General features: G+C 76.6%; 16 protein-coding genes and 1 pseudogene. 3 read left to right on the top strand and 14 right to left on the bottom strand.

Features of this window, described 5'->3' with window-relative positions; genetic code table 11:
* The 3 genes and pseudogenes from ACFVGO_RS28380 to ACFVGO_RS28370 form a co-directional block, all read right to left on the bottom strand.
* Positions 1-189, bottom strand: a pseudogene (locus ACFVGO_RS28380) (hypothetical protein); the annotation flags it as partial.
* A 51-nt stretch (positions 190-240) separates the two neighbouring features.
* Positions 241-861, bottom strand: a complete 621-nt coding sequence (locus ACFVGO_RS28375; RefSeq protein ID WP_380634835.1) for a hypothetical protein — start codon at positions 859-861, stop codon at positions 241-243.
* Positions 862-989: 128 nt separating this feature from the next.
* Complete coding sequence (locus tag ACFVGO_RS28370; RefSeq protein WP_380634833.1) at positions 990-1,589, bottom strand: hypothetical protein; 600 nt, start codon at positions 1,587-1,589, stop codon at positions 990-992.
* Positions 1,590-1,893: 304 nt separating this feature from the next.
* Between ACFVGO_RS28370 and ACFVGO_RS28365 the strand changes: the two genes are divergently transcribed.
* Positions 1,894-3,042 (top strand): Cmx/CmrA family chloramphenicol efflux MFS transporter, encoded by a 1,149-nt coding sequence (locus ACFVGO_RS28365; RefSeq protein WP_380634831.1) that lies wholly within the window; start codon positions 1,894-1,896, stop codon positions 3,040-3,042.
* A gap of 44 nt (positions 3,043-3,086) precedes the next feature.
* Here the strand turns inward: ACFVGO_RS28365 and ACFVGO_RS28360 are convergent, their stop codons facing one another.
* The 7 genes from ACFVGO_RS28360 to ACFVGO_RS28330 all read right to left on the bottom strand — a co-directional run bounded on the left by ACFVGO_RS28360 (position 3,087) and on the right by ACFVGO_RS28330 (position 12,240).
* A complete protein-coding gene (locus tag ACFVGO_RS28360; protein ID WP_380634829.1) occupies positions 3,087-4,445 on the bottom strand; it encodes a DUF2252 domain-containing protein in 1,359 nt (452 codons plus the stop codon).
* A gap of 109 nt (positions 4,446-4,554) precedes the next feature.
* A complete protein-coding gene (locus ACFVGO_RS28355) occupies positions 4,555-6,159 on the bottom strand; it encodes a multicopper oxidase family protein (RefSeq protein ID WP_380634827.1) in 1,605 nt (534 codons plus the stop codon).
* Positions 6,156-6,629 (bottom strand): hypothetical protein, encoded by a 474-nt coding sequence (locus ACFVGO_RS28350; protein ID WP_380634825.1) that lies wholly within the window; start codon positions 6,627-6,629, stop codon positions 6,156-6,158. Before ACFVGO_RS28350 ends, ACFVGO_RS28355 begins: the two co-directional genes overlap by 4 nt.
* Positions 6,630-6,877: 248 nt before the next feature.
* On the bottom strand, positions 6,878-9,403 hold the full coding sequence (locus ACFVGO_RS28345) for an FtsX-like permease family protein (protein ID WP_380634823.1): 2,526 nt from the start codon (positions 9,401-9,403) through the stop codon (positions 6,878-6,880).
* Positions 9,400-10,281: an ABC transporter ATP-binding protein gene (locus ACFVGO_RS28340; protein ID WP_380352859.1), complete on the bottom strand. Its 882-nt coding sequence runs from the start codon at positions 10,279-10,281 to the stop codon at positions 9,400-9,402. Before ACFVGO_RS28340 ends, ACFVGO_RS28345 begins: the two co-directional genes overlap by 4 nt.
* 113 nt (positions 10,282-10,394) lie before the next feature.
* On the bottom strand, positions 10,395-11,189 hold the full coding sequence (locus tag ACFVGO_RS28335; RefSeq protein ID WP_380634821.1) for an aminotransferase class IV: 795 nt from the start codon (positions 11,187-11,189) through the stop codon (positions 10,395-10,397).
* Positions 11,182-12,240 carry a GNAT family N-acetyltransferase gene (locus ACFVGO_RS28330; protein WP_380634819.1) on the bottom strand — a complete coding sequence of 353 codons (1,059 nt, stop codon included), beginning with the start codon at positions 12,238-12,240 and terminating at the stop codon, positions 11,182-11,184. Before ACFVGO_RS28330 ends, ACFVGO_RS28335 begins: the two co-directional genes overlap by 8 nt.
* 312 nt (positions 12,241-12,552) lie before the next feature.
* Between ACFVGO_RS28330 and ACFVGO_RS28325 the strand changes: the two genes are divergently transcribed.
* Positions 12,553-13,809 (top strand): glycosyltransferase 87 family protein, encoded by a 1,257-nt coding sequence (locus ACFVGO_RS28325; protein WP_380634817.1) that lies wholly within the window; start codon positions 12,553-12,555, stop codon positions 13,807-13,809.
* Complete coding sequence (locus ACFVGO_RS28320) at positions 13,716-14,930, top strand: glycosyltransferase family 4 protein (RefSeq protein ID WP_380634815.1); 1,215 nt, start codon at positions 13,716-13,718, stop codon at positions 14,928-14,930. Before ACFVGO_RS28325 ends, ACFVGO_RS28320 begins: the two co-directional genes overlap by 94 nt.
* Here ACFVGO_RS28320 and ACFVGO_RS28315 read toward each other — a convergent pair.
* The 4 genes from ACFVGO_RS28315 to ACFVGO_RS28300 form a co-directional block, all read right to left on the bottom strand.
* On the bottom strand, positions 14,902-15,264 hold the full coding sequence (locus tag ACFVGO_RS28315) for a hypothetical protein (RefSeq protein ID WP_359897633.1): 363 nt from the start codon (positions 15,262-15,264) through the stop codon (positions 14,902-14,904). The genes ACFVGO_RS28320 and ACFVGO_RS28315 overlap by 29 nt on opposite strands.
* A 68-nt stretch (positions 15,265-15,332) precedes the next feature.
* Complete coding sequence (locus ACFVGO_RS28310) at positions 15,333-15,989, bottom strand: response regulator transcription factor (protein WP_359897632.1); 657 nt, start codon at positions 15,987-15,989, stop codon at positions 15,333-15,335.
* Positions 15,974-17,242 carry a sensor domain-containing protein gene (locus ACFVGO_RS28305; RefSeq protein ID WP_359897689.1) on the bottom strand — a complete coding sequence of 423 codons (1,269 nt, stop codon included), beginning with the start codon at positions 17,240-17,242 and terminating at the stop codon, positions 15,974-15,976. The genes ACFVGO_RS28310 and ACFVGO_RS28305 overlap by 16 nt, the downstream gene beginning before the upstream one ends.
* Before the next feature lie 85 nt (positions 17,243-17,327).
* The gene (locus tag ACFVGO_RS28300) at positions 17,328-18,263 is read right to left on the bottom strand and encodes a DMT family transporter (protein ID WP_380634813.1); all 936 of its coding nucleotides are present in this window, start codon (positions 18,261-18,263) and stop codon (positions 17,328-17,330) included.
* Between the last annotated feature and the right edge of the window lie 27 nt (positions 18,264-18,290).

The following is an 18,290-nucleotide window of genomic DNA, read 5'->3' as shown; positions in this document are numbered from 1 at the left end:
GTGCTCCAGCGTGTACTCCTCCCCGTCGGCGTGCCACACCTGCACGTACACGTCCGGCAGGTCCGGTATCCGCTCCACGACGAGGAAGCGGTCGTACGGCGCACCGATGCGCCGGACCATCCCCGCCAGTTCGTCCGCCGACACCCTCAGGTGCCGCGTCTCGTTCGTCTGCACCGCGATCGCCAGCATGACGTCACCCTTGCACACCCCACTGACAATCCCTGCGGACGATCCCGCAGTTCAGACCCGGTGCACGAGGGACTTCAGCTCGCCGACGCTCTCGGTGAGGGTCGGCTCGCCGGAGCCCGGGTCGACGGTGAAGACGCGGTAGCCGGCGTCGGTGTCGACGCGGACCCGGCCGGACCCGGCCCACTCCGCCGAGACGAACTCCCCCTCGCCCCGGAAGCCGCCCGTGTGGAGGGCGAGCACGTCCCAGCGGCGGGTCGACAGGCCGGTGCCGGTCTCCAGCCGGACGAAGTAGCGGCCGTTGTAGCCCTCCGGATCGTCGTGGTGGGCCACCGTCAGAACGTGGTCCGCCCGCTCCGGGGAGGCGGTGCGGCTCACCCCGTGGACCTTCGGGCCGAACGTCTGGAGGACGTGGCCGCCACCCGTCAGCAGCAGCCCGAACACCGCGAACGCCGCCGCCAGCCCGCCGACGACGTCCCACCGGCCGCGGACCACGACCGCCGCCAGCAGCAGGACGGCGGCCAGACCGAGCATCGCCCACGGCCGGTTCAGGACGTCGGCCAGCACCGCCCGCCCGCCGTCGCCCGACTCCATGCGCCCCACCGCCCACAGCGCCGGCGGCAGCAGCAGCGCGGTGGCGGCCACGATGCCGCCGGCTCTCCCACGGTTCGTCATCGAACCCCCTCTTCGGTTTCCCGGCATCCTAGAGGTGGCCTCTCGGCCCGGCCCGGCCGACAGGTTGTCCGGTGCCCTGTTCCCCCTGGCAGTGGTCGAGCCGCGCATCGTGGCCGCCTGCCGGGAACCTAGACGGTCCGCACCTTGCCCGCGCTCTCGGTGAGGGTCGGTTCGCCGGAGTCCGGGTCGACGGTGAAGACGCGGTACCCGGCGTCGGTGGTGATGCGGACGTGGCCGGCGTCGGACCACTGCGCCGAGACGAACTCGCCCTGCCCCGGGAACGCCTGTTGGACGGTGAGGACGTGCCAGCGGCGGGCCGAGAGGCCGGTGCCGGTCTCCAGCGCGATGTGGAAGGTGTTGCTCTCCTGCTCCGAGTAGCCGCGGTTGACCACGGTCAGGACGTGGTCCGTCCGGCCGGGGGAGCTCGTGCGCGTGTCCGAGCGGACCAGCTCCTGGAACGAGCCGAGGACGGATGCGCCCACCGCGAACAGCAGCCCGAGGACCCCGACCGCCGTCACCACCCCGCCGACCGTGTCCCGACGGCCGCGGATCAGGCGCGCGGCCAGGAGCAGGACGCCGGCCGCGCCGACCAGCAGCACCGGCCGGTTCAGGGCGTCGGCCACCACGGCCCGTCCGCCACTGCGGGACTCCAACCGTCCCACCGCGCCCACGGCCGGCGGCAACAGGGCCGTCGCGGCCAGGACCCCGCCGATTCTCACACGATTCATCGAACCCCCTTGCGGGGCACCTTGGACGGCGTGACGATCCCGGCGCAGGCGGACGACCGCGGACCGGGCCCGTCCACCTGGAAAACCGGATGCTTCGACGGCGGAGGGTCGGGTAGCCTGCCGGGCATGTCGAGCCCTGAGGCATCCAGGGTGGGGGCTTTCGGTCACGCGCCGTCGGCCCCCTGAAACCCGGAAGCACTGAACCACCGAGGTCCGAGCGAGCGCCACGTCCGCGCCGCCCGGGGGTTGAGCGTGCGGTGACGAGACGTCCGTCCTTCTCGTTCCCCCACTTCGGAGCCTCTCGATGCCCCTTCCGCTCTATCTGCTCGCCCTGGCCGTGTTCGCCATGGGCACTTCGGAGTTCATGCTCGCCGGGCTGCTGCCCGGCCTCGCCGCCGACCTCGGCGTCACCGTCGGCACGGCCGGCGGGCTGACCTCGGCCTTCGCGGTCGGGATGGCGGTCGGCGCGCCGCTGATGGCCGTACTCGTCCGCAGCCGGCCGGGGCGCGGCAGCCTGCTCGGGTTCGTCCTGGCGTTCGCGGCGGCGCACGCGGTCGGGGCGGTCACCGCGAGCTTCCCGGTGCTGCTGGCCACCCGGGTGGTGGCCGCGCTCGCCAACGCAGGGTTCCTGGCCGTGGCGCTGACCACCGCCGCCGCGCTGGTCCCGGCGGACCGCAAGGGGCGGGCGCTCGCCGTGCTGCTGTCGGGGACGACGGTGGCGACGGTGGCCGGTGTCCCGGGCGGGGCGGTGCTGGGCGCGGTGTTCGGGTGGCGGGCCGCGTTCTGGGCGGTCGCCCTGCTCTGCCTGCCGGCCGCCGTCGGCATCGCCAGGGGTCTGCCGTCCGTCACCGTTCGGGCCGACCGGTCCGCGACGACGGCCCTGCGGGCGGAGCTCGCCGAGCTGCGCCGCCCCCGGCTGCTCCGCGCGATGCTGCTCGCCGGGCTGGTGAACGCGGCGACCTTCGGCGGGTTCACCTTCCTCGCCCCCGTGGTGACCGGACCCGCTGGGTTGGGCGAACTGTGGGTGCCGGTCGCGCTGGTCCTGTTCGGCGCCGGCTCGTTCACCGGGGTCACCGTCGCGGGGCGGCTCGCGGACCGGCATTCCGGTCCGGTCCTCGCGGTCGGCGGCACGCTGCTGCTGGCGGGCTGGCCCGCGCTCGCCGTTCTGGCCGGGGCACCGGGCGCGCTGCTGCCGCTGGTGTTCCTGCTGGGTGCGCTGTCCTTCGCGGTCGGCGGCACGCTGATCACCCGGGTGTTGTACGAGGCGGCCGGGGCCCCCTCCCTGGCCGGCGCCTGTGCGACCGCCGCCCTCAACCTCGGCGCCACCGCCGGCCCGCTGCTGGCCGCCGCCTCCCTCGGTACGGCGGCCGGCGGGCTCGGCCCGTTCTACGCGGGCGGCCTGCTGGTCGCCGCCGCGCTGCTGGTGGCGGCGGCGCCTCGGAGCGTCGGTTGAGCCGGGAGTCGAGGAGTTCGAAGACCCGCCTCAAAGCGCCCGGCTCACACCCCGGACACCGCCGCCAGCCGCCCGTCCTCGATCGCCGCCACCAGTTCGCCGTGGTCGGCCTTCGTGCGGTCCGCGTGGCGGAGGGCGAAGTCGGCGACGGCCTCGGCGAAGGTGTCCGCGCTGCCGAGGTAGCCGGCGATGGCCAGGCGGTCGCCGGTGCGTGCGTGGGCGCGGGCGAGGGTGCGGCCGCAGAGCTCGGCGTAGGCGCGCAGGCCGGAGGGGGTGAGGTCGGCGATCTCCGTCGAGCCCTTCATGTCGCGCAGTTGGCGGCCGTAGTAGTGGCGGCCGCCGGGGCCCGTGGTCCAGCCGAGGAAGATGTCGCTGGCGGCCTGCATCAGGTGCTGCCCGGTGACGACCCGGCGGCCGCCGTGGTGGGCGGACACCTCGGCGTCCACCCGCAGCGGCGGCAGGTGTTCCTCCAGCACCGACCGGCCGGCCTCCTTGAGCTGGAGGAACAGCGGGTCGCGGCCGTCCCGGCCTTCCAGCAGCAGGATGTAGCAGCGGGTGCCGACGCTGCCCACGCCGACCACCTTGGTCGCCGCGTCGACGAAGCGGAAGCGGTCCAGCAGCACCCGGCGGGACTCCGGGAGGGTCGACCGGTAGTCGCTGAACACCTGGCCGACGGCGCGCAGTTCGGTCCGTTTCAGTGGTTCGATCAGCGGCGGTGCGCTGATGATCCGGCGCCGCCCGTCCCGTTCCTCGGTGAGTTTGCCGAAAGCCTGCAGGCTGGTGCGGCTGCGGGCGTGGGCGAGGCCGGACTCCAGTTGCTTGCGCTGTCCCGGCTTGCCCAGCAGTGCCGGGAGGTCGGCGGTGTCCACCCGGGCGTACCAGACGTCGAGTTCGCCCTTTCTTGCCAGTCGCCGCATGGCGTCCGCGTACCCCTGGACGGCGGTGAGCGCGGCCCGGCGCGCCCGCTGCTCGTCCTGGCCGTTGTCGCGGGCGGCGACGGCGACGCTGGCGGCGAGCCGTTTGACGTCCCATTCGAAGGGGCCGGGGTGGGTCTCGTCGAAGTCGTTGACGTCGAAGAGCAGTGCGCGTTCCGGCGAGGCGTACAGGCCGAAGTTCAACAGGTGGGCGTCGCCGCAGAGTTGGACGGTGAGGCCGGTCTCGGGGAGGGCGCCGAGGTCGGCCGCCAGGACGGCGGCGGCGCCGCGCAGGTAGGCGAAGGGGCTCGCCGCCATCCGGCCGCGGCGGATCGGCAGCAGCCGGGTGATCCGGTCCTCGCACTGCCGTTCCAGCACGTCGAGCGGGTCGGGCCGGTCGGCGGCGGGGATCCACCGGCCGTGGGCGGAGCGGGAGATCCGCTCCCGGGCGGCCCGGCCGCGGCGGCGGCGTTCGGCGGGGGTGGTCATGGCGGCGGCTCCGTCCGTCGGCGGGTCCTCTTCCCGCGACGCTAGGGCAGGAGTGCCGGAGGGCGCAGCGCACGCCCTCCGGCACTGCGCCGTCCGGGTGGCCCGCTCCTCAGCGCACCGTGAAGTCCGCCATCATCGCCATGTCCTCGTGCTCCAGGTTGTGGCAGTGCAGCATGTACGCCCCCGCGTAGTCGGTGAAGCGCACGAGCACCTCCACCGCCTCGGCCGGACGCAGGTCCACGGTGTCCTTCCACCCCGCGTCGTACGGGCCGGGGTCCGCGCCGTTGCGGCCGATCACCTGGAAGTGGTCCAGGTGGACGTGCACCGGGTGGTGCAGGTCGGTGGAGAAGCGCCAGAGCTCGACCGCGCCGAGGGCGGGCGTGGCGATGCTGCGGCCGGGGGTGTACGGGCGGCCGTTGATGGTCCAGCCGTCGCCGCGGCTGCGCCGGAAGGTGAAGTCGCGGGTGGTGACGGCCGCGGAGGCGTCCAGGGCCTCGACGGTGGCGAGCCGGTCGGGCACGGTCGCGTCGTCGGCCGGCTGCTTCGCGGTGACGTCGAAGCGCATCACCTCGGCCGTCCGGCCGCTGCCGAAGCGGTTGACCAGCCGGACCCGGGTGCCGGGCGCGTAGCGGGAGAAGTCGACCACGACGTCGAAGCGTTCGGCGGGGGCGATCTCGATGCCGTCGTGCCGGACCGGGGCGGCGAGCAGGCCGCCGTCGGAACCGATCTGGACCAGGGCGCCGCCGCCCTCGGGCTGCGGGTCGAGTTCGAGCCGGTAGAGCCGGGCGTTGGAGGCGTTGAGCAGCCGCAGCCGGTAGTGCGCCCGGTCGACGTCCAGTCGGGGCCAGGGCGCGCCGTTGACCAGGATGACGTCGCCGAGCACGCCGTTGGCGTAGGCGTCGGTGACGCCCGGCTCGGCGAGCCCGGGGTCGACGGCGGGGTAGCGGAAGGAGCCGTCGGCGGCGAAGGAGCGGTCGGCGATCATCAGCGGCAGGTCCCGGTCGCCGCGCGGCAGCGGCAGCGCGGCCTCCTCGTCGTCGTGCACGAGGTGGAAGCCGGCCAGTCCGCGCCAGACGCCGGGGCCGGTGAAGCCCATCCGGTGGTCGTGGTACCAGAGGGTGGCGGCGCGCTGCTTGCCGGGATAGGTGTACGTGCGCTCGCCGACGGCGGTGCGGGCCGCCGGGTGGTCCGTCCCGGACATCCCGGCCATCCCCGCCATGCCGGCCATGCCCGCCATTCCGGCCGTGCCGGACGTGGCGTCCGCCGAGGACCCGACCGGCAGCAGCAGGTCGACCGGGTAGCCGTCGCTGTCCGCCGGGGTGTGTCCGCCGTGCAGGTGGGTCACCGAGGGCACCGGCAGCTCGTTGCGGTGCTTGACCACCGCCGCCCGCCCGGCGCGGGTGACCACGGTCGGCCCGGGGAAGCCGCCCCCGTACGTCCAGGCCTCGGTCCGTACCCCGGGCAGGATCTCCAGCCGGGCGACCTGCTGGGTGATCTCGTAGTAGTCGCCCGTCGCGTCGCTGCGCACCGGCTGCAGCACGGGCGGCACCGGCAGCGCGGCCCGGAAGGCCTCCGGCAGGTCGAGTTCGCTGCTCAGCAACTGCCCGGGGCGGCCCTCGGCGAGCAGCCGGGCGACGGAGGGGACGGCGACGGCGGCCAGGGCGCCCGCGCCGAGGACGGAGGCGCCGACGCCCAGGAACCGGCGCCGGTTCACCGGGACACCTCCACCGGTCCGCCGGGGCGCGGCAGCCGTCCGGTGCCGTCGGGGCCGCCGACGCCCGGGGCGTGCCCGGCGGGCAGCGGCAGCCGCCAGGCGCCGACCAGGCCGAAGAGCACGCCGCTGACCAGCAGGACGCCGAGCGTGACGTGCACGCCGAGCGCCCGGGCGTAGCCGGCCGTGATCTGGCCGACGACGGCGACGGTGAGCAGGAGGGTGGTCCACAGCGGCCAGAGCGGGCCCCGGCCGGGCCACCGGACGGCGACGGCCACCGCGAGCTGGATCACCACCACGGTGGCCAGCATCATCGCGTTGCCCTCGTGGTCCTTCAGGGAGTCGTAGGTGCCGTTCAGGAAGCTGCCGGCCAGCATGACCTGGAGCAGTGACAGCAGGGCCAGCAGGGTGGTGGAGGCGCGCAGCAGGATCAGCGGCCAGCGGGGCGCGGGGGCCGCGGGAGGACTGCTCATGTCGGGCTACTCTCTGCGTCGACGGTCTGGCGGGGCGGGCGCGAGCGTAGCTGATGCGACATCACGATCAGCCCTTGTCAAGGTCATTGGAAGGTCATGCGCTTCCCATGAACCCCCCGCCCGGGCCGCCGTTCCCACCCGAAGGAAGGGGGTGCCCTTGAGTCGTCCTCAAGGGCACCCCCTTCCCCCGCGGCCCGCCCCGGCCCCGGCCCCGGCCCCGTTACCGGCGTACCGCTACTGGCGTACCGCTACTGGCGCACCGCGCCCAGCGCCGCCGGCCGGGTCCGCAGCAGCGCCCGGACCGGCATCCCGGTCGCCGCGAGGCAGAGCAGCACGGCTCCGGCGGCCAGCGGCAGGGCGAGCATCGGCGGCACGTACGGGGCGGAGCCGGCCACGCCCCGGGCGACCGGCACCAGGGTGATCCCGGCGATGGCCGCGCCGACCGCCAGCCCGGTCGAGGCCACCAACAGCGCCTCCCAGCGCATCATGCCGCGCACCTGGCGCCGGGTGGTGCCGGCCAGGCGCAGCAGCGCGACCTCGCGGCGCCGGTCCAGCACCGTCATCACCAGGGTGTTGGCGGCGCTGACGGCGGCGAACCCGCCGAGCACGGCGGCCATCACGGTGTTGGCCCAGCCGCTGAGCTCCAGGTCCTTGTCGGACTGGGCGACGAACCCGGCCCGGTCGGTCACCGCGGCCCCGGCCAGCGTGCCCAGCCCGGCGGCCACCGCCGCGGGGTCGGCGCCCGGTGCGTCGGCGACCAGCACCTGGCTGTCGTACCCGGCGGTGACATGCGCGGCCACCGCGGCCCGGGGCAGCAGCGCCTGGCCGACGCCGAGCCCGCGGTCGTACACCGCGACCACGGCGGGCCGCACGGCGGTGCCGTCGCCGAGCCGGAGCGGGACCCGGTCGCCGACCCCGGCGCCGAGCGCGTCGGCCAGGGTGGCGCTCAGCGCGATGGTGTCGGGGGCGCGGCCGAGGTCGGCGAGCGTGCCGCTGCGCACGCCCAGGTCGAGCACCTTCGGCAGCCGCGCCGGGTCGCCGTCGACGCCGAGCACGGGGGCGGAGCCCAGCTGGCCGCCGTTCTCGTAGACGACGCCGGTGCGCAGCACGCCGACGGCGGTGTCCACGCCGGGCACCCGGGCCGCCCGCTCGGCCGTCCCGGCGGGCAGGCCGGGGCCGGTGGCGCCGACCACGTGGTCGGCGGTGACGCCGGCCCGGACGTTCTCGCCGGCGGTGTGGCGCACGGTGCTCTGCAGGATCAGCAGGGTGCCGCAGAAGGCGGTGACCAGGACGATCGGGGTGATCGCGGAGGCCAGCCGGCGGGCGTTGGCGCGGGTGTTGTCGGCGGCCAGCGAGCCGGGGGCGCCGCCGGCCCGCAGCGGGGCGCCGAGGATCGCGGCGGCGGCCCGGGCCAGCCAGGGGCCGAGCAGGGCGACGGCCATCATCAGGCACATCACCACGCCGAGCGCGGTCTGGGCGGCCTGCGCGCCGTCCAGGGAGTTGGCGACGGCGGCGGCCGCGGCGCCGCCGGCGGCGAAGACCAGCCCGAGGACGGTGCGCACCCGGCCCGGGCGGGGCGGTTCGACGGAGGCCTCGCCGAGCGCCTGGGCGGCTCGCATCCGGGACGGCCGGCGGGAGGCCAGGAAGCCGGCGGTCAGCGCGGCGAGGGTGCAGGCGAGGACGGCGACGAGCATCGGCAGCGGGCCGACGTCCAGGCGGACGTCCGCGGGGACGGCGCCGCGCTCGACCAGCTGGCCGAACCACCAGCGGGCGAGGGCGAGTCCGGGCAGGATGCCGAGCGCCGCGGCGAGCGGCGCGACCAGCATCGCCTCGGCGGCGATGGTGCGGCGGATCTGGCGCGGCGTGGCACCGACGGCGCGCAGCAGGGCGAACTCGCGGGCGCGCTGGCCGGTGGCGAGGGCGACGGTGCTCATCACCACGAAGACCGCGGTCATGGTGGCGTAGCCGCCGAAGGTGCCGCCGAGGGCCATCAGCAGGCTGCGGGCGCCGCCGAGGGCGGGGTGCTCGACGGCGCCCCGGTCGTCGCCGGTGAAGGTCCTGGCCTCGCCGCCGACGGCCTGGCGGACCTGTGCGGCGAGCGCGGCGGTGCTCACGCCCGCGCGGGGCTGGACGGCGACGGCGTCGATCCGGCCGGGGTGGCCGGAGAGCCGGTCGGCGGTGGCGTCGGCGAACCAGGCGGTGGGCCCGGCCTGCTGGGCGGCGGCCAGACCGGAGACCCGGTAGTCCGCGGTGCCGCCGGGCGCGGTGAGCGTGAGGCGCGCGCCGGGGGCGAGGTGGGCGGCGTGCGCCGTGTCGGCGTCCAGCACCACCTCGTTCGCGCCGGGCGCGCGGCCCTCGACCAGGGTGTCGCCCGGTCCGGCGATACCGAGCGCGGCGAAGCCCCGGCCGGTCAGGGCCGGCGCCGGGCCGGTGGCGGGCAGCGGGAAGGCGGTGTCCGGGCGGGCGGCCGCGACCCCGGGCAGCGCGGCCAGCCGGCCGACCAGCGCGGCGTCCGTCCGGGCCCGCTCCGGGGTGGCCTGCTCCACGGTCTCGGTGTCCTGGCCGACCTTCTTCTGGATCTTCACCGCCTGCTCGGCCGCGACCACCACCGGGGCGTCCGCGTACCGGGCGGGCTTCAGGCTCGCGGTCAGACCGGTCTGCAGCAGCACGCCGCAGGCCACCACCACGACGGCGCCCAGCAGCAGGGCGACCAGGGTGCCCGCGAAGGAGGCGGGCCGAAAGCGCACCGAGGAGCGCGCGAGTCCGTTCGTCACGCCGCCACTCCCACCGGGCGGGCGGTCAGCGCGACCATCCGGTCCGCGACGGTCTGCGGGCTCGGGTGCGGCAGGTCGTCCACGATCTCGCCGCCGGCCAGGAACAGCACCCGGTCGGCGAAGGAGGCGGCCACCGGGTCGTGGGTCACCATCACCACGGTCGCGCCGAGCGAGTCCACGGCCTGGCGCAGCAGGGCGAGCACCTCGTGCGCGGTCCGGGTGTCCAGGGCGCCGGTCGGCTCGTCGGCGAACACCACGTCCGGGCGGGTGATCAGCGCGCGGGCGATCGCCACCCGCTGCTGCTGGCCGCCGGAGAGCTGGCCGGGCCGGCGCCGGGCGTGCTCGCCGAGGCCCACCCGGCCCAGCAGCTCCCGCGCCCGGGCGCGGTCCTGGCGCTCCCCGGCGAGCCGCTGCGGGAGCAGCACGTTCTGCTCGACGGTCAGCGAGGGCAGCAGGTTGAAGGACTGGAAGACGAAGCCGATCCGGCTGCGGCGCAGCTTGGTGAGCCGGTTCTCGCTCAGCGCGGTGATGTCCTCGCCGCCGAGCCGGACCTGCCCGGAGTCCGGGCGGTCCAGGCCCGCCGCGCACTGGAGGAAGGTGGACTTGCCGGAGCCGGACGGGCCCATCACCGCGGTGAAGCTGCCGTGGGCCAGCGCCAGGTCGACCCCGCACAGCGCCTGCACCGTCGCCTCGCCGCGCCCGTAGGTGCGGCGCACCCCGCGCAGCTCGATCGCGGGGGCCGCCTGCGGGGCGGTGCCGTAGGGGGTGCCGTACCCGGGGGCGGCGGGGGCGGCGTGGGCGGCGGGGGCGTACCCATCGGTGCCGTACTGGTCCGTCCCGAACTCGTCGGTCCTGCGGCGGTCTTGGCGGCGTGCCATGGGTGGGCCTTCCTTCGGTTCCGCGTCGTAGCGTCGCTCGTCGTCAACGTGCTCCAACCTAGGGAGAACGGACTCCGCGGACCATGCAGGCCACCGGCGGACCGGAGGTGGGGTTATCCCCCCACCGGTTCGGCGGGAACCCCCAGGTAGACGGCGCGCAGCTCGGCGAGCACCGGGTGGGCGGGGTCGAAGGCGGTGCCGTCCACGGCCGCCAGCGGACACACCCCGACACCCGCGTTCACCGCGAAGGCGGCGGTGAAGCGGTCCAGCCCGTCGGCGGCCAGCGGCTCGCGGGACTGCGGACCCCGGTACGCGCCGGACAGCAGGGCCTCGGTCACGCCCGGCAGGCTCGGCCCCTGCGGCCAGACCAGCTTCTCCTCGGCCAGGAAGCCCACGTTCCAGGTCGCGCCCTCGACCACCAGGCCGTCCTCGTCGACCAGCAACACGTCGTCGAAGCCCGCCAGTTGCGCCAAGCGGCGGTGGTGCACCAAACCGAACAGGCCGACGTGCTTCACCTCCGGCAGCTCCCGCCGGTACGCCGCGGTGCGGACCCGCAGCGGGGCGGGCGCGGCCGCCGTGGCCGGGCGGGTGGTCACCAGCAGGGCGGGTGCGGCCGGGGCCGCGGGGCGCTCCAGGCCGAGCTCCGGGTCGTACACGGTGACCCGGACGGTCACCGGCGCGCCGTCGGCGGGCAGCACCGCCCCGATCCGCGCCCGCACCGCCGCCCGGTCCAGCTCGGCGCCGAACAGCACCCGGCAGTCCCGGACCAGCCGGTCCAGGTGCAGCGCCAGACCGCGCACCCGGCCCTCCTCCGCCCGCAGGGTGGTGAAGTGCCCGTAGTTGAGCAGCCCCAGCGCGGCCAGCCGCGCAGGGTCGGCAGGGGCGCCGTCGATCTCGATCTCAGCCATCCCCCGAGTCTGCCAGCTGCGGGAATGCCGGCGGAGCCTGCTCCGGCAGCCCCGACCGGGGCGGCCCCGACCGAGGCGACTCGGACTGCCGCGGCCCCGGCCGAGGCGGCTCGGAGCGCGACGGCCCGGACTGCGGCGGCTCGGACTGCGGCGACGCCGGGCGGTAGGGGCTCACCATCGGCCGGCCCGCCTTCCGGGCCGCCCGCTCGAACTCCTCGATCCGGTACGCCAGGCCCTCCGGCTCCCCCGCGTCCGACCAGCGCCACGCCTCCGCCCACCACTGCGGGCCGCGCACCAGCGGCCGGCCGGCCAGCGCCAGGCACAGGGCCAGCGTGGAGCGGGCGTACTCGTGCACCCAGCCGTCGCAGCCCCGGTAGTCCGCCGTCTCGTCCAGCCGCAGCCAGCGGCCCTCCTGCCCGGCGGCCAGTATCGGCACCCAACCGCGCAGCCGGTCGGCGACCAGCAGGAGCAGCCGGCCGTCCTCCTCCCGCACCCGGTGCACGGGGAGCTGGGGCATCCGGGCGAAGGACAGCGCACGCTTCCAGCCCACCACCCACAGCCCCCGGCGCAGGTAGTAGCGGACCGCCGGCTGCCAGGTCCAGTGCGCCTCCAGCCGGAACCCCGGCAGGCCCTCGGCGGTGGCCGCCGCGTACACCTCGTCCAGCGCGGCGGCGGCCAGGCCCCGGCCGCGCGCGGCCGGCGTCACGTAGAGGGAGGAGACGGCGAGCTGGCTCGGGCCCTTGGTCCAGTTGTCCACCGCGACGGTGCCCGCCACCGCGCCCGCGTCGTCCCGGATCCAGTAGCGCCGCCGGTACAGCTCCCCGCCCGGCCACTCCCGCCCGCTCTCCCCCAGCCGCTCCCGCCACCTGCGCTCCGCCGGCGGGGCCAGCCCGTCCGGGTCCACCCGCTCGCCCAGCTCGCCCTCCACCAGGGACGCCAAGTCCCAGAGGGCGAACCGCCGTTCCTCCCCCGGACCGGCCGCCCGCAGCCGCGGCCCCGCCGCCAGCCGGTCCTGTGCCCGCTCCACCGCCGCATCCCACGACCTCACCACAGGGCGAGGATAGCGGTGGGCCGGGGACGATCAGTAATCCACCGGCCACCGAACGTCAACGCGAGGAGCGGGCCCGTCCCCGCCGCGCCCCGAGGCCCCTCCGCGGCCCTCTGCGGCCCTCCGCGGTCCTCGCCACCGTGGCCGCGGCCGTCGCCGTCCCGGCGGAGGTGGGGGAAACCCGACCACAGGACTCGACCTGGCCGTGATGACCCCGCCGAGCTGCGGCGATGCAATGAAGGCGTGGCGAAACGGGCGTGGTGGTGGTGGTGCGGCGGGTGGCTGGTGGCGGCCGGGTGGGCGGGGGCGTTTCCGGTGCTGTCCGGGCTCGGGCCGCACCGGAGCTGGGGGACCTTCGCGGCCTGCGGGTACCTGTCGGCGGCACTCGCCGTGGCGCTGGTGCGGCGGCGCGGGCGTGAGGTGTCGGTGGCGGTCGCCGCCGTCGGGGCGGTGCTGGTGCCGCTGCTCGTGCTGGTGCTGGACGGGCGGGGGCAGAGCGAGGTCGGGGTGATCGAGCGCTCCGGGTCGCTGCTGCTGCACACCGGCACCCCGTACCTGGCCGAGCCGGCGTCCGTCGCCCAGTACACCCCGTACCTTCCCGGCATGGCCCTGCTGGGCCTGCCCCGGGCGCTGCTGGACGACACGCCGCTGGGCGGGTCACCGCTCGGCGACGCCCGGCTCTGGTGCGCGGCGGTGTTCCTGGTCTGCGTGCTGCGGACGGTGCCCGCCGGGCGCCGGCTCGGCGCCGCCGCGCTCACCGTCTCGCCGGTGGTCGCGCTGCCGCTCTGCGTCAGCGGGGTCGACCTGCCGCTCATCGGCCTCTGCTGGCTCGCCCTCGTCCGCGCCGCCGAACGGCGGCCGGTGGCGGCCGGGTTGGCGCTGGCCGCCGCCTGCTCGCTGAAGTGGACGGCCTGGCCCGCACTCGCCGTGGTGACCGCCCTGCTGGCGGCCACGGCCGGACGGCGCGCGGCGCTGCGCGGGGCGGCCGTCGCGGTGGGCGCGGCGGCGGTGGCCGTGCTGCCGGTGGCGCTGCGCGCGCCCGGGCCGCTGGTGGAGCAGGTGTTCGCCTTCCCCACCGGGCGCGGCCGGCTGCCCACCCCGGCCGCCAGCCCGCTGCCCGGACGGCTGCTCGCCGATCTCGGCCCGCCCGGCTGGTACGCCGCCGTCGGCCTGCTGCTGCTCGCCGGGCTCGCCGTCGGGGCGTCCCTGCTCCTCCGACCGCCCCGCACCGCGGCCGCGGCGGCGCACCGGCTGGCCCTCGGGCTGACCGCGGCCTTCCTGCTGGCACCCGCCGGGCGGTTCGGCTACCTCGCGCTGCCGCTCGTCCTCGTCCTGCTCCCCCTCTCGTCCTCCGATCCGGTCCCCGTTCCGCTCTCCGTTCCGCTCTCCCTTCCGAAAGGCCTGCCATGGGCACCACCCTCGTCGTCACCAACGACTTCCCACCGCGCCAGGGCGGCATCGAAACCTTCGTCCGGGCCATGGCCGACCGCGTCCCCGACCACGACGTCGTGGTCTACACCTCGGCCGAACCCGGCGCGGAGCGCCACGACGCCGCTCTCCCCTACCCGGTGATCCGCGACCGCGCCCGCACCCTGCTGCCGACCCCTCGGGCCACCCGCCGGGCCGCCGCGATAGCCCGCGCGCACGGCTGCGACCGGGTCTGGTTCGGCGCCGCCGCCCCGCTCGCCGCGATGACGCCCGGCCTGCGGCGGCTGGCGCCCGGCATCCGCCGCACGGTCGCCACCACGCACGGACACGAGATCTGGTGGGCCCGCACCCCGGGCGCCCGCGGCCTGCTGCGCCGGATCGGCCGCAGCACGGACGCGGTGACCTTCCTCGGGGCCTACACCCGCGCCCGGATCGCCCCCGCGCTCGGGCCGGACGCCCGGCTGGTGCGCCTGGTACCGGGGGTCGACCCGTCGGTCTTCCGGCCGGCCGGCACCACCGGGGTGCCGGCCGCCGCCCCGGTGGTCCTCTGCGTGGCGCGGCTGGTCCCGCGCAAGGGGCAGGACGCGCTGATCCGCGCGCTGCCCGCGATCCGCCGGGCCGTGCCCGGGACCACCCTGGTGCTGGTCGGCCGGGGCCCGGACGAGGACCGGCTGCGGGGCCTGGCCGGCCGGCTGACCGAGCCGGGCAGTGTGGTGTTCACCGGCGGCCTGGACCACGCCGGGACGGCCGTCCACTACGCCGGCGCGGACGTCTTCGCGATGCCGTGCCGCACCCGGCGGCTGGGCCTGGAGGCCGAGGGCCTGGGGATCGTCTTCCTGGAGGCGGCCGCGGCCGGCCTCCCGGTGGTGGCCGGCCGCTCCGGCGGCGCCCCGGACACCGTCCTGGACGGCGTCACCGGCACGGTCGTCGACGGCCGCGATCCCGCCGAGGTGGCCGCCGCCCTGACCCGCCTCCTGCTGGCCCCGGCCGCCGAGCGCGCCCGGATGGGGGCGGCGGGGCGGCGCTGGGTCGAGGAGCACTGGACCTGGGAGGCCTCGGCGCGGCGGCTCACGGAGTTGCTGGACCCCGCTTCGCCACTGCCGGGCCCGGGCGCTCCGGGTGTTCCCGCTGTTCCGGCCGTTCCCCGGCCCCCGGCCACCCTGGTTCCTCCAGTCGCTCCAGTCGCTCCGGCCGTTCCCGGGCCTCCGTCCGCCCAGGAGGCTCCGGCCGCTCCGGTCACTCCGCCTGCCCCCGCAGGTGCCTGACCAGTCGGGCGATGGCGGGCGCCCCGCCATTGGCGCGGACCGCCGTCACCCAGTTCCTCGCCTGGCCCGGCAGGTCGTCGCGGCTCGGGCAGGAGAAGCTGAACAGCCAGACGTGGGCGGACAGATCACGCTCCGGCATGGCCCGCCACTCCTCGCCCCCGGCCGCCGTCAGCGTGTCCTGGCAGGCCGCCAGCGCCCGGTCGCCGTCCCCGGCCCATTCCTGCCGCAGCCACAGCAGGAAGTTGGTCTGCGCCGTCGTGGTGTCCTCCCTGGTCGCCTCGCCCTTGAGCAGCCGGTTGACGATTGCGCTCTGCGGTTCCCGTGTCCTCTCCATGACGCCATCGTTCCGGCCGCACAACCCCTGTGACAAGTGGGTGAATTGCCGTCGGACGGGCGGACCGGTCACTCGCCGCGCAGGTGCGCCAGCACCGCGAGCACCCGCCGGTTGCCCTCGGTCGGGTCCAGGTCCAGCTTCATGAAGATGTTCCCGCAGTGCTTCACCACCGAGGCCTCGGTGATGCTCAACCGGGCCGCCACGGCCTGGTTGTTGAGGCCCTCGGCCAGCAGCGCGAGCACCTCGCGCTCGCGCGGGGTGAGGCGGGCCAGCGGGCGGTCGCCCGACCGGCCGCGCAGCAGCACCCGGACCACGTCGGGGTCGATCACCGTCTCCCCGTCCGCGACCCGCCGCAGCGCGTCCAGGAAGTCCGCGACGTCACCGACCCGGTCCTTCAACAGGTAGCCCAGACCGGCCGGTTGAGCACCGGCGGCGGCCAGCAGCCGGGTCGCGTACGGGGTGGCCACGTACTGGGACAGGACCAGGACGGGCAGGCCGGGGTGGCGCTCGCGCAGGGCGAGGGCGGCGCGCAGGCCCTCGTCGGTGTGGTCGGGGGGCATCCGGACGTCGGTGACCACGATGTCCGGCCGCTCGGCGTCGACGGCCGCGGCCAGCGCCTCGGCGTCGCCGACGGCGGCGGTCACCCGGTGGCCGCCGAGGGCGAGGAGCTCGACCAGTCCGGCGCGCAGCAGCACCGCGTCCTCGGCGATCACGACCCGGAGCACGGGACCTCCAGCCGCAGCGTCGTCGGGCCGCCCGTCGGGCTCGTCACCATCAGCCGTCCTCTCAGCAGTGCCACCCGGTCGGCGAGTCCCGCCAGTCCGGCCCCGGCGGCCGGGTCCGCCCCGCCGCGGCCGTCGTCGGTCACCTGGACGACCAGCCGGCCCCCCGCGACCCGCCCGCGGACGGTGATCGCGGTGGCGCCGCTGTGCTTGGCGGCGTTGGTGAGCGCCTCGGTGACGGTGAAGTAGGCGGTGGTCTCCACGGCCGGGTGCAGCCGCTCCGGGAGCTCGATGTCGGCTTCCACCGGGATCGGGTGACGCAGCGCGACCTCGGCGACGGCGGCCGCGAGCCCGTGGTCGGTGAGCACCTGCGGGTGGATGCCGCGCACCAGTCCGCGCAGCTGCTCCAACGCCTGCCGGGCCTCGCCGCGCGCCCGGGTGACGAGGTCCGCCGCCCGGCCCTGCCGGTCGCGCAGCTCGTACTCGGCGAGCCCGAGGGTCATGCTGAGCGCGACCAGCTGCTGCTGCGCCCCGTCGTGCAGGTCGCGCTCGATCCGGCGCCGCTCCGCCTCGAAGGCGTCGGCCAACCTGGCCCGGGAACGGGTGAGTTCGAGCACCTGGCGGCCGAGGTCGTCCTCCCGGGGGGCGAGCAGGAAGCGGGCCAGCGCGACCTCGGCGGCGGTCAGCAGCGCCCCGGCGTACGCGCAGAGAAGCAGGCCCGCCAGCCCGGCGGCGGTGAACGGCAGGGCGGCGAGCGGCCCGGGGACGGCGCGCCCGGGGATCAGCATCACGGTCTCCGGCGCGAGCGCCCAGACCACCAGCGGGGAGAGCACGTACAGGCCGGACAGCACCAGCAGCGCGGTGAAGCCGAGCGCGGCGGCGGCCAGCACCGTCGAGGCGAGCGCGGCATGGGCGAGTTCGCGCCAGGTGGCCCGCTCGCGCAGCCGGGTGCGGATGCGGGCCCGGCGGCCCGCCCCGGGCAGGCTGCGGTGCGGGTCGGGCAGCGGGACCGGCTCCACCAGCCGCAGCCGCCACCGGGCCGCGGTGGCGGTCGGAATGCCGATGAGCGCCAGGGCGACCAGCAGCGGGATCCCGACGCCGATCGCCCCCAGGCCCAGGCCGAGCACCAGCAGCACCACGAGGACCGCCAGCAGCACCGGCCCGAGCAGCGCACTGCCCAGCAGGTACGCCCAGCAGCGCGGCACCCAGCGGGTGAACGGGAAGCGCAGCGGGTGCGCCCACAGCGCCTCGCCCACGGCGGTCGGCTGCGGTTCCGCCTCGCGGCCCCCTTCGCCGCCCCCGCCGCCCCCGCCGTCGCTGACCTCGCTCACCCGGTCCACCCTAACCGACGGGCTGACGGCCCTTCGGGTCCTCCGCCGGGGCCCCGCCCTGGGCCGCCACCGGGGCCGGGCGCGGCCGGGCCAGCGCGACGGCAGCGATCACCAGCACGCCGCCGACCAGCGCGTTCCAGCCCACCGGCTCGTGCAGGAACGCCGCGCCCAGCGCCGTCGACCAGAGCGGCATCACGTACGTGACGGCGGAGGCCACCGTCGCCCCCGCGCCGCGGACCAGGGCCAGGTTGAGCAGGTACGCCAGGCCGGTGCCGGCCACGCCGAGCACCAGCAGGGCGAGCGCCGGGCCCGCCCCGGGCCAGTGCGGGGCGCCTTCGGCGAGCGGCGCGACCAGCGCCAACTCGGCTGCGGCGCAGGCGATCTGGAGCGCGGAGAGGGTGGTCACCGACTCCGGGCGGCCGGACAGGAAGCGGCGCAGATAGGCGAAGCCGGCGCCGTAGCAGCAGGCGGCGGCCAGGCAGGCCAGCGCGCCGGCGGTCGCCCCGGCGCCGAGGCCGCGCCAGACCCCGAGCACGGTGAGCACGCCGAGGAAGCCGAGCCCGAGGCCGGCCAGTCGGCGGGCGCCAGGGCGGCGCTCCCCGGGGACGGCCAGCACCGCGAACAGCAGGGTGAACAGCGGGGTGGTCGCGTTCATCACCCCGGCGAGCACCGAGCTGACCCTGGTCTCGCCGAACGGGAAGAGGGTGAACGGCACCGCGTTGAGCAGCACCGCCACCACCGCCGAATGGCCCCACAGCACCCGGTCGCGCGGGACCCGCTCGCCGCGCACCACGAGGATCGCCCACAGCGTGGCCGCGCCCAGCAGGCAGCGCCACAGCGCCACCCAGAGCGGCGGCACCCCCGCGTCGACCGCGACCTTGATCAGGGCGAAGCTCGCGCCCCAGATCGCCGACAGGGCCACGAAGCCCGGCAGCCAGCGCCGCACCCCCACCACCTCCTTGTCCGTGTCCGT

The sequence above is a fragment of the Kitasatospora sp. NPDC057738 genome (assembly GCF_042798815.1).
Taxonomy (GTDB): domain Bacteria; phylum Actinomycetota; class Actinomycetes; order Streptomycetales; family Streptomycetaceae; genus Kitasatospora; species Kitasatospora lactacystinica.
Note: the sequence above shows the minus strand (reverse complement) of the source record. Positions and strands in the feature narration are given on the sequence as shown.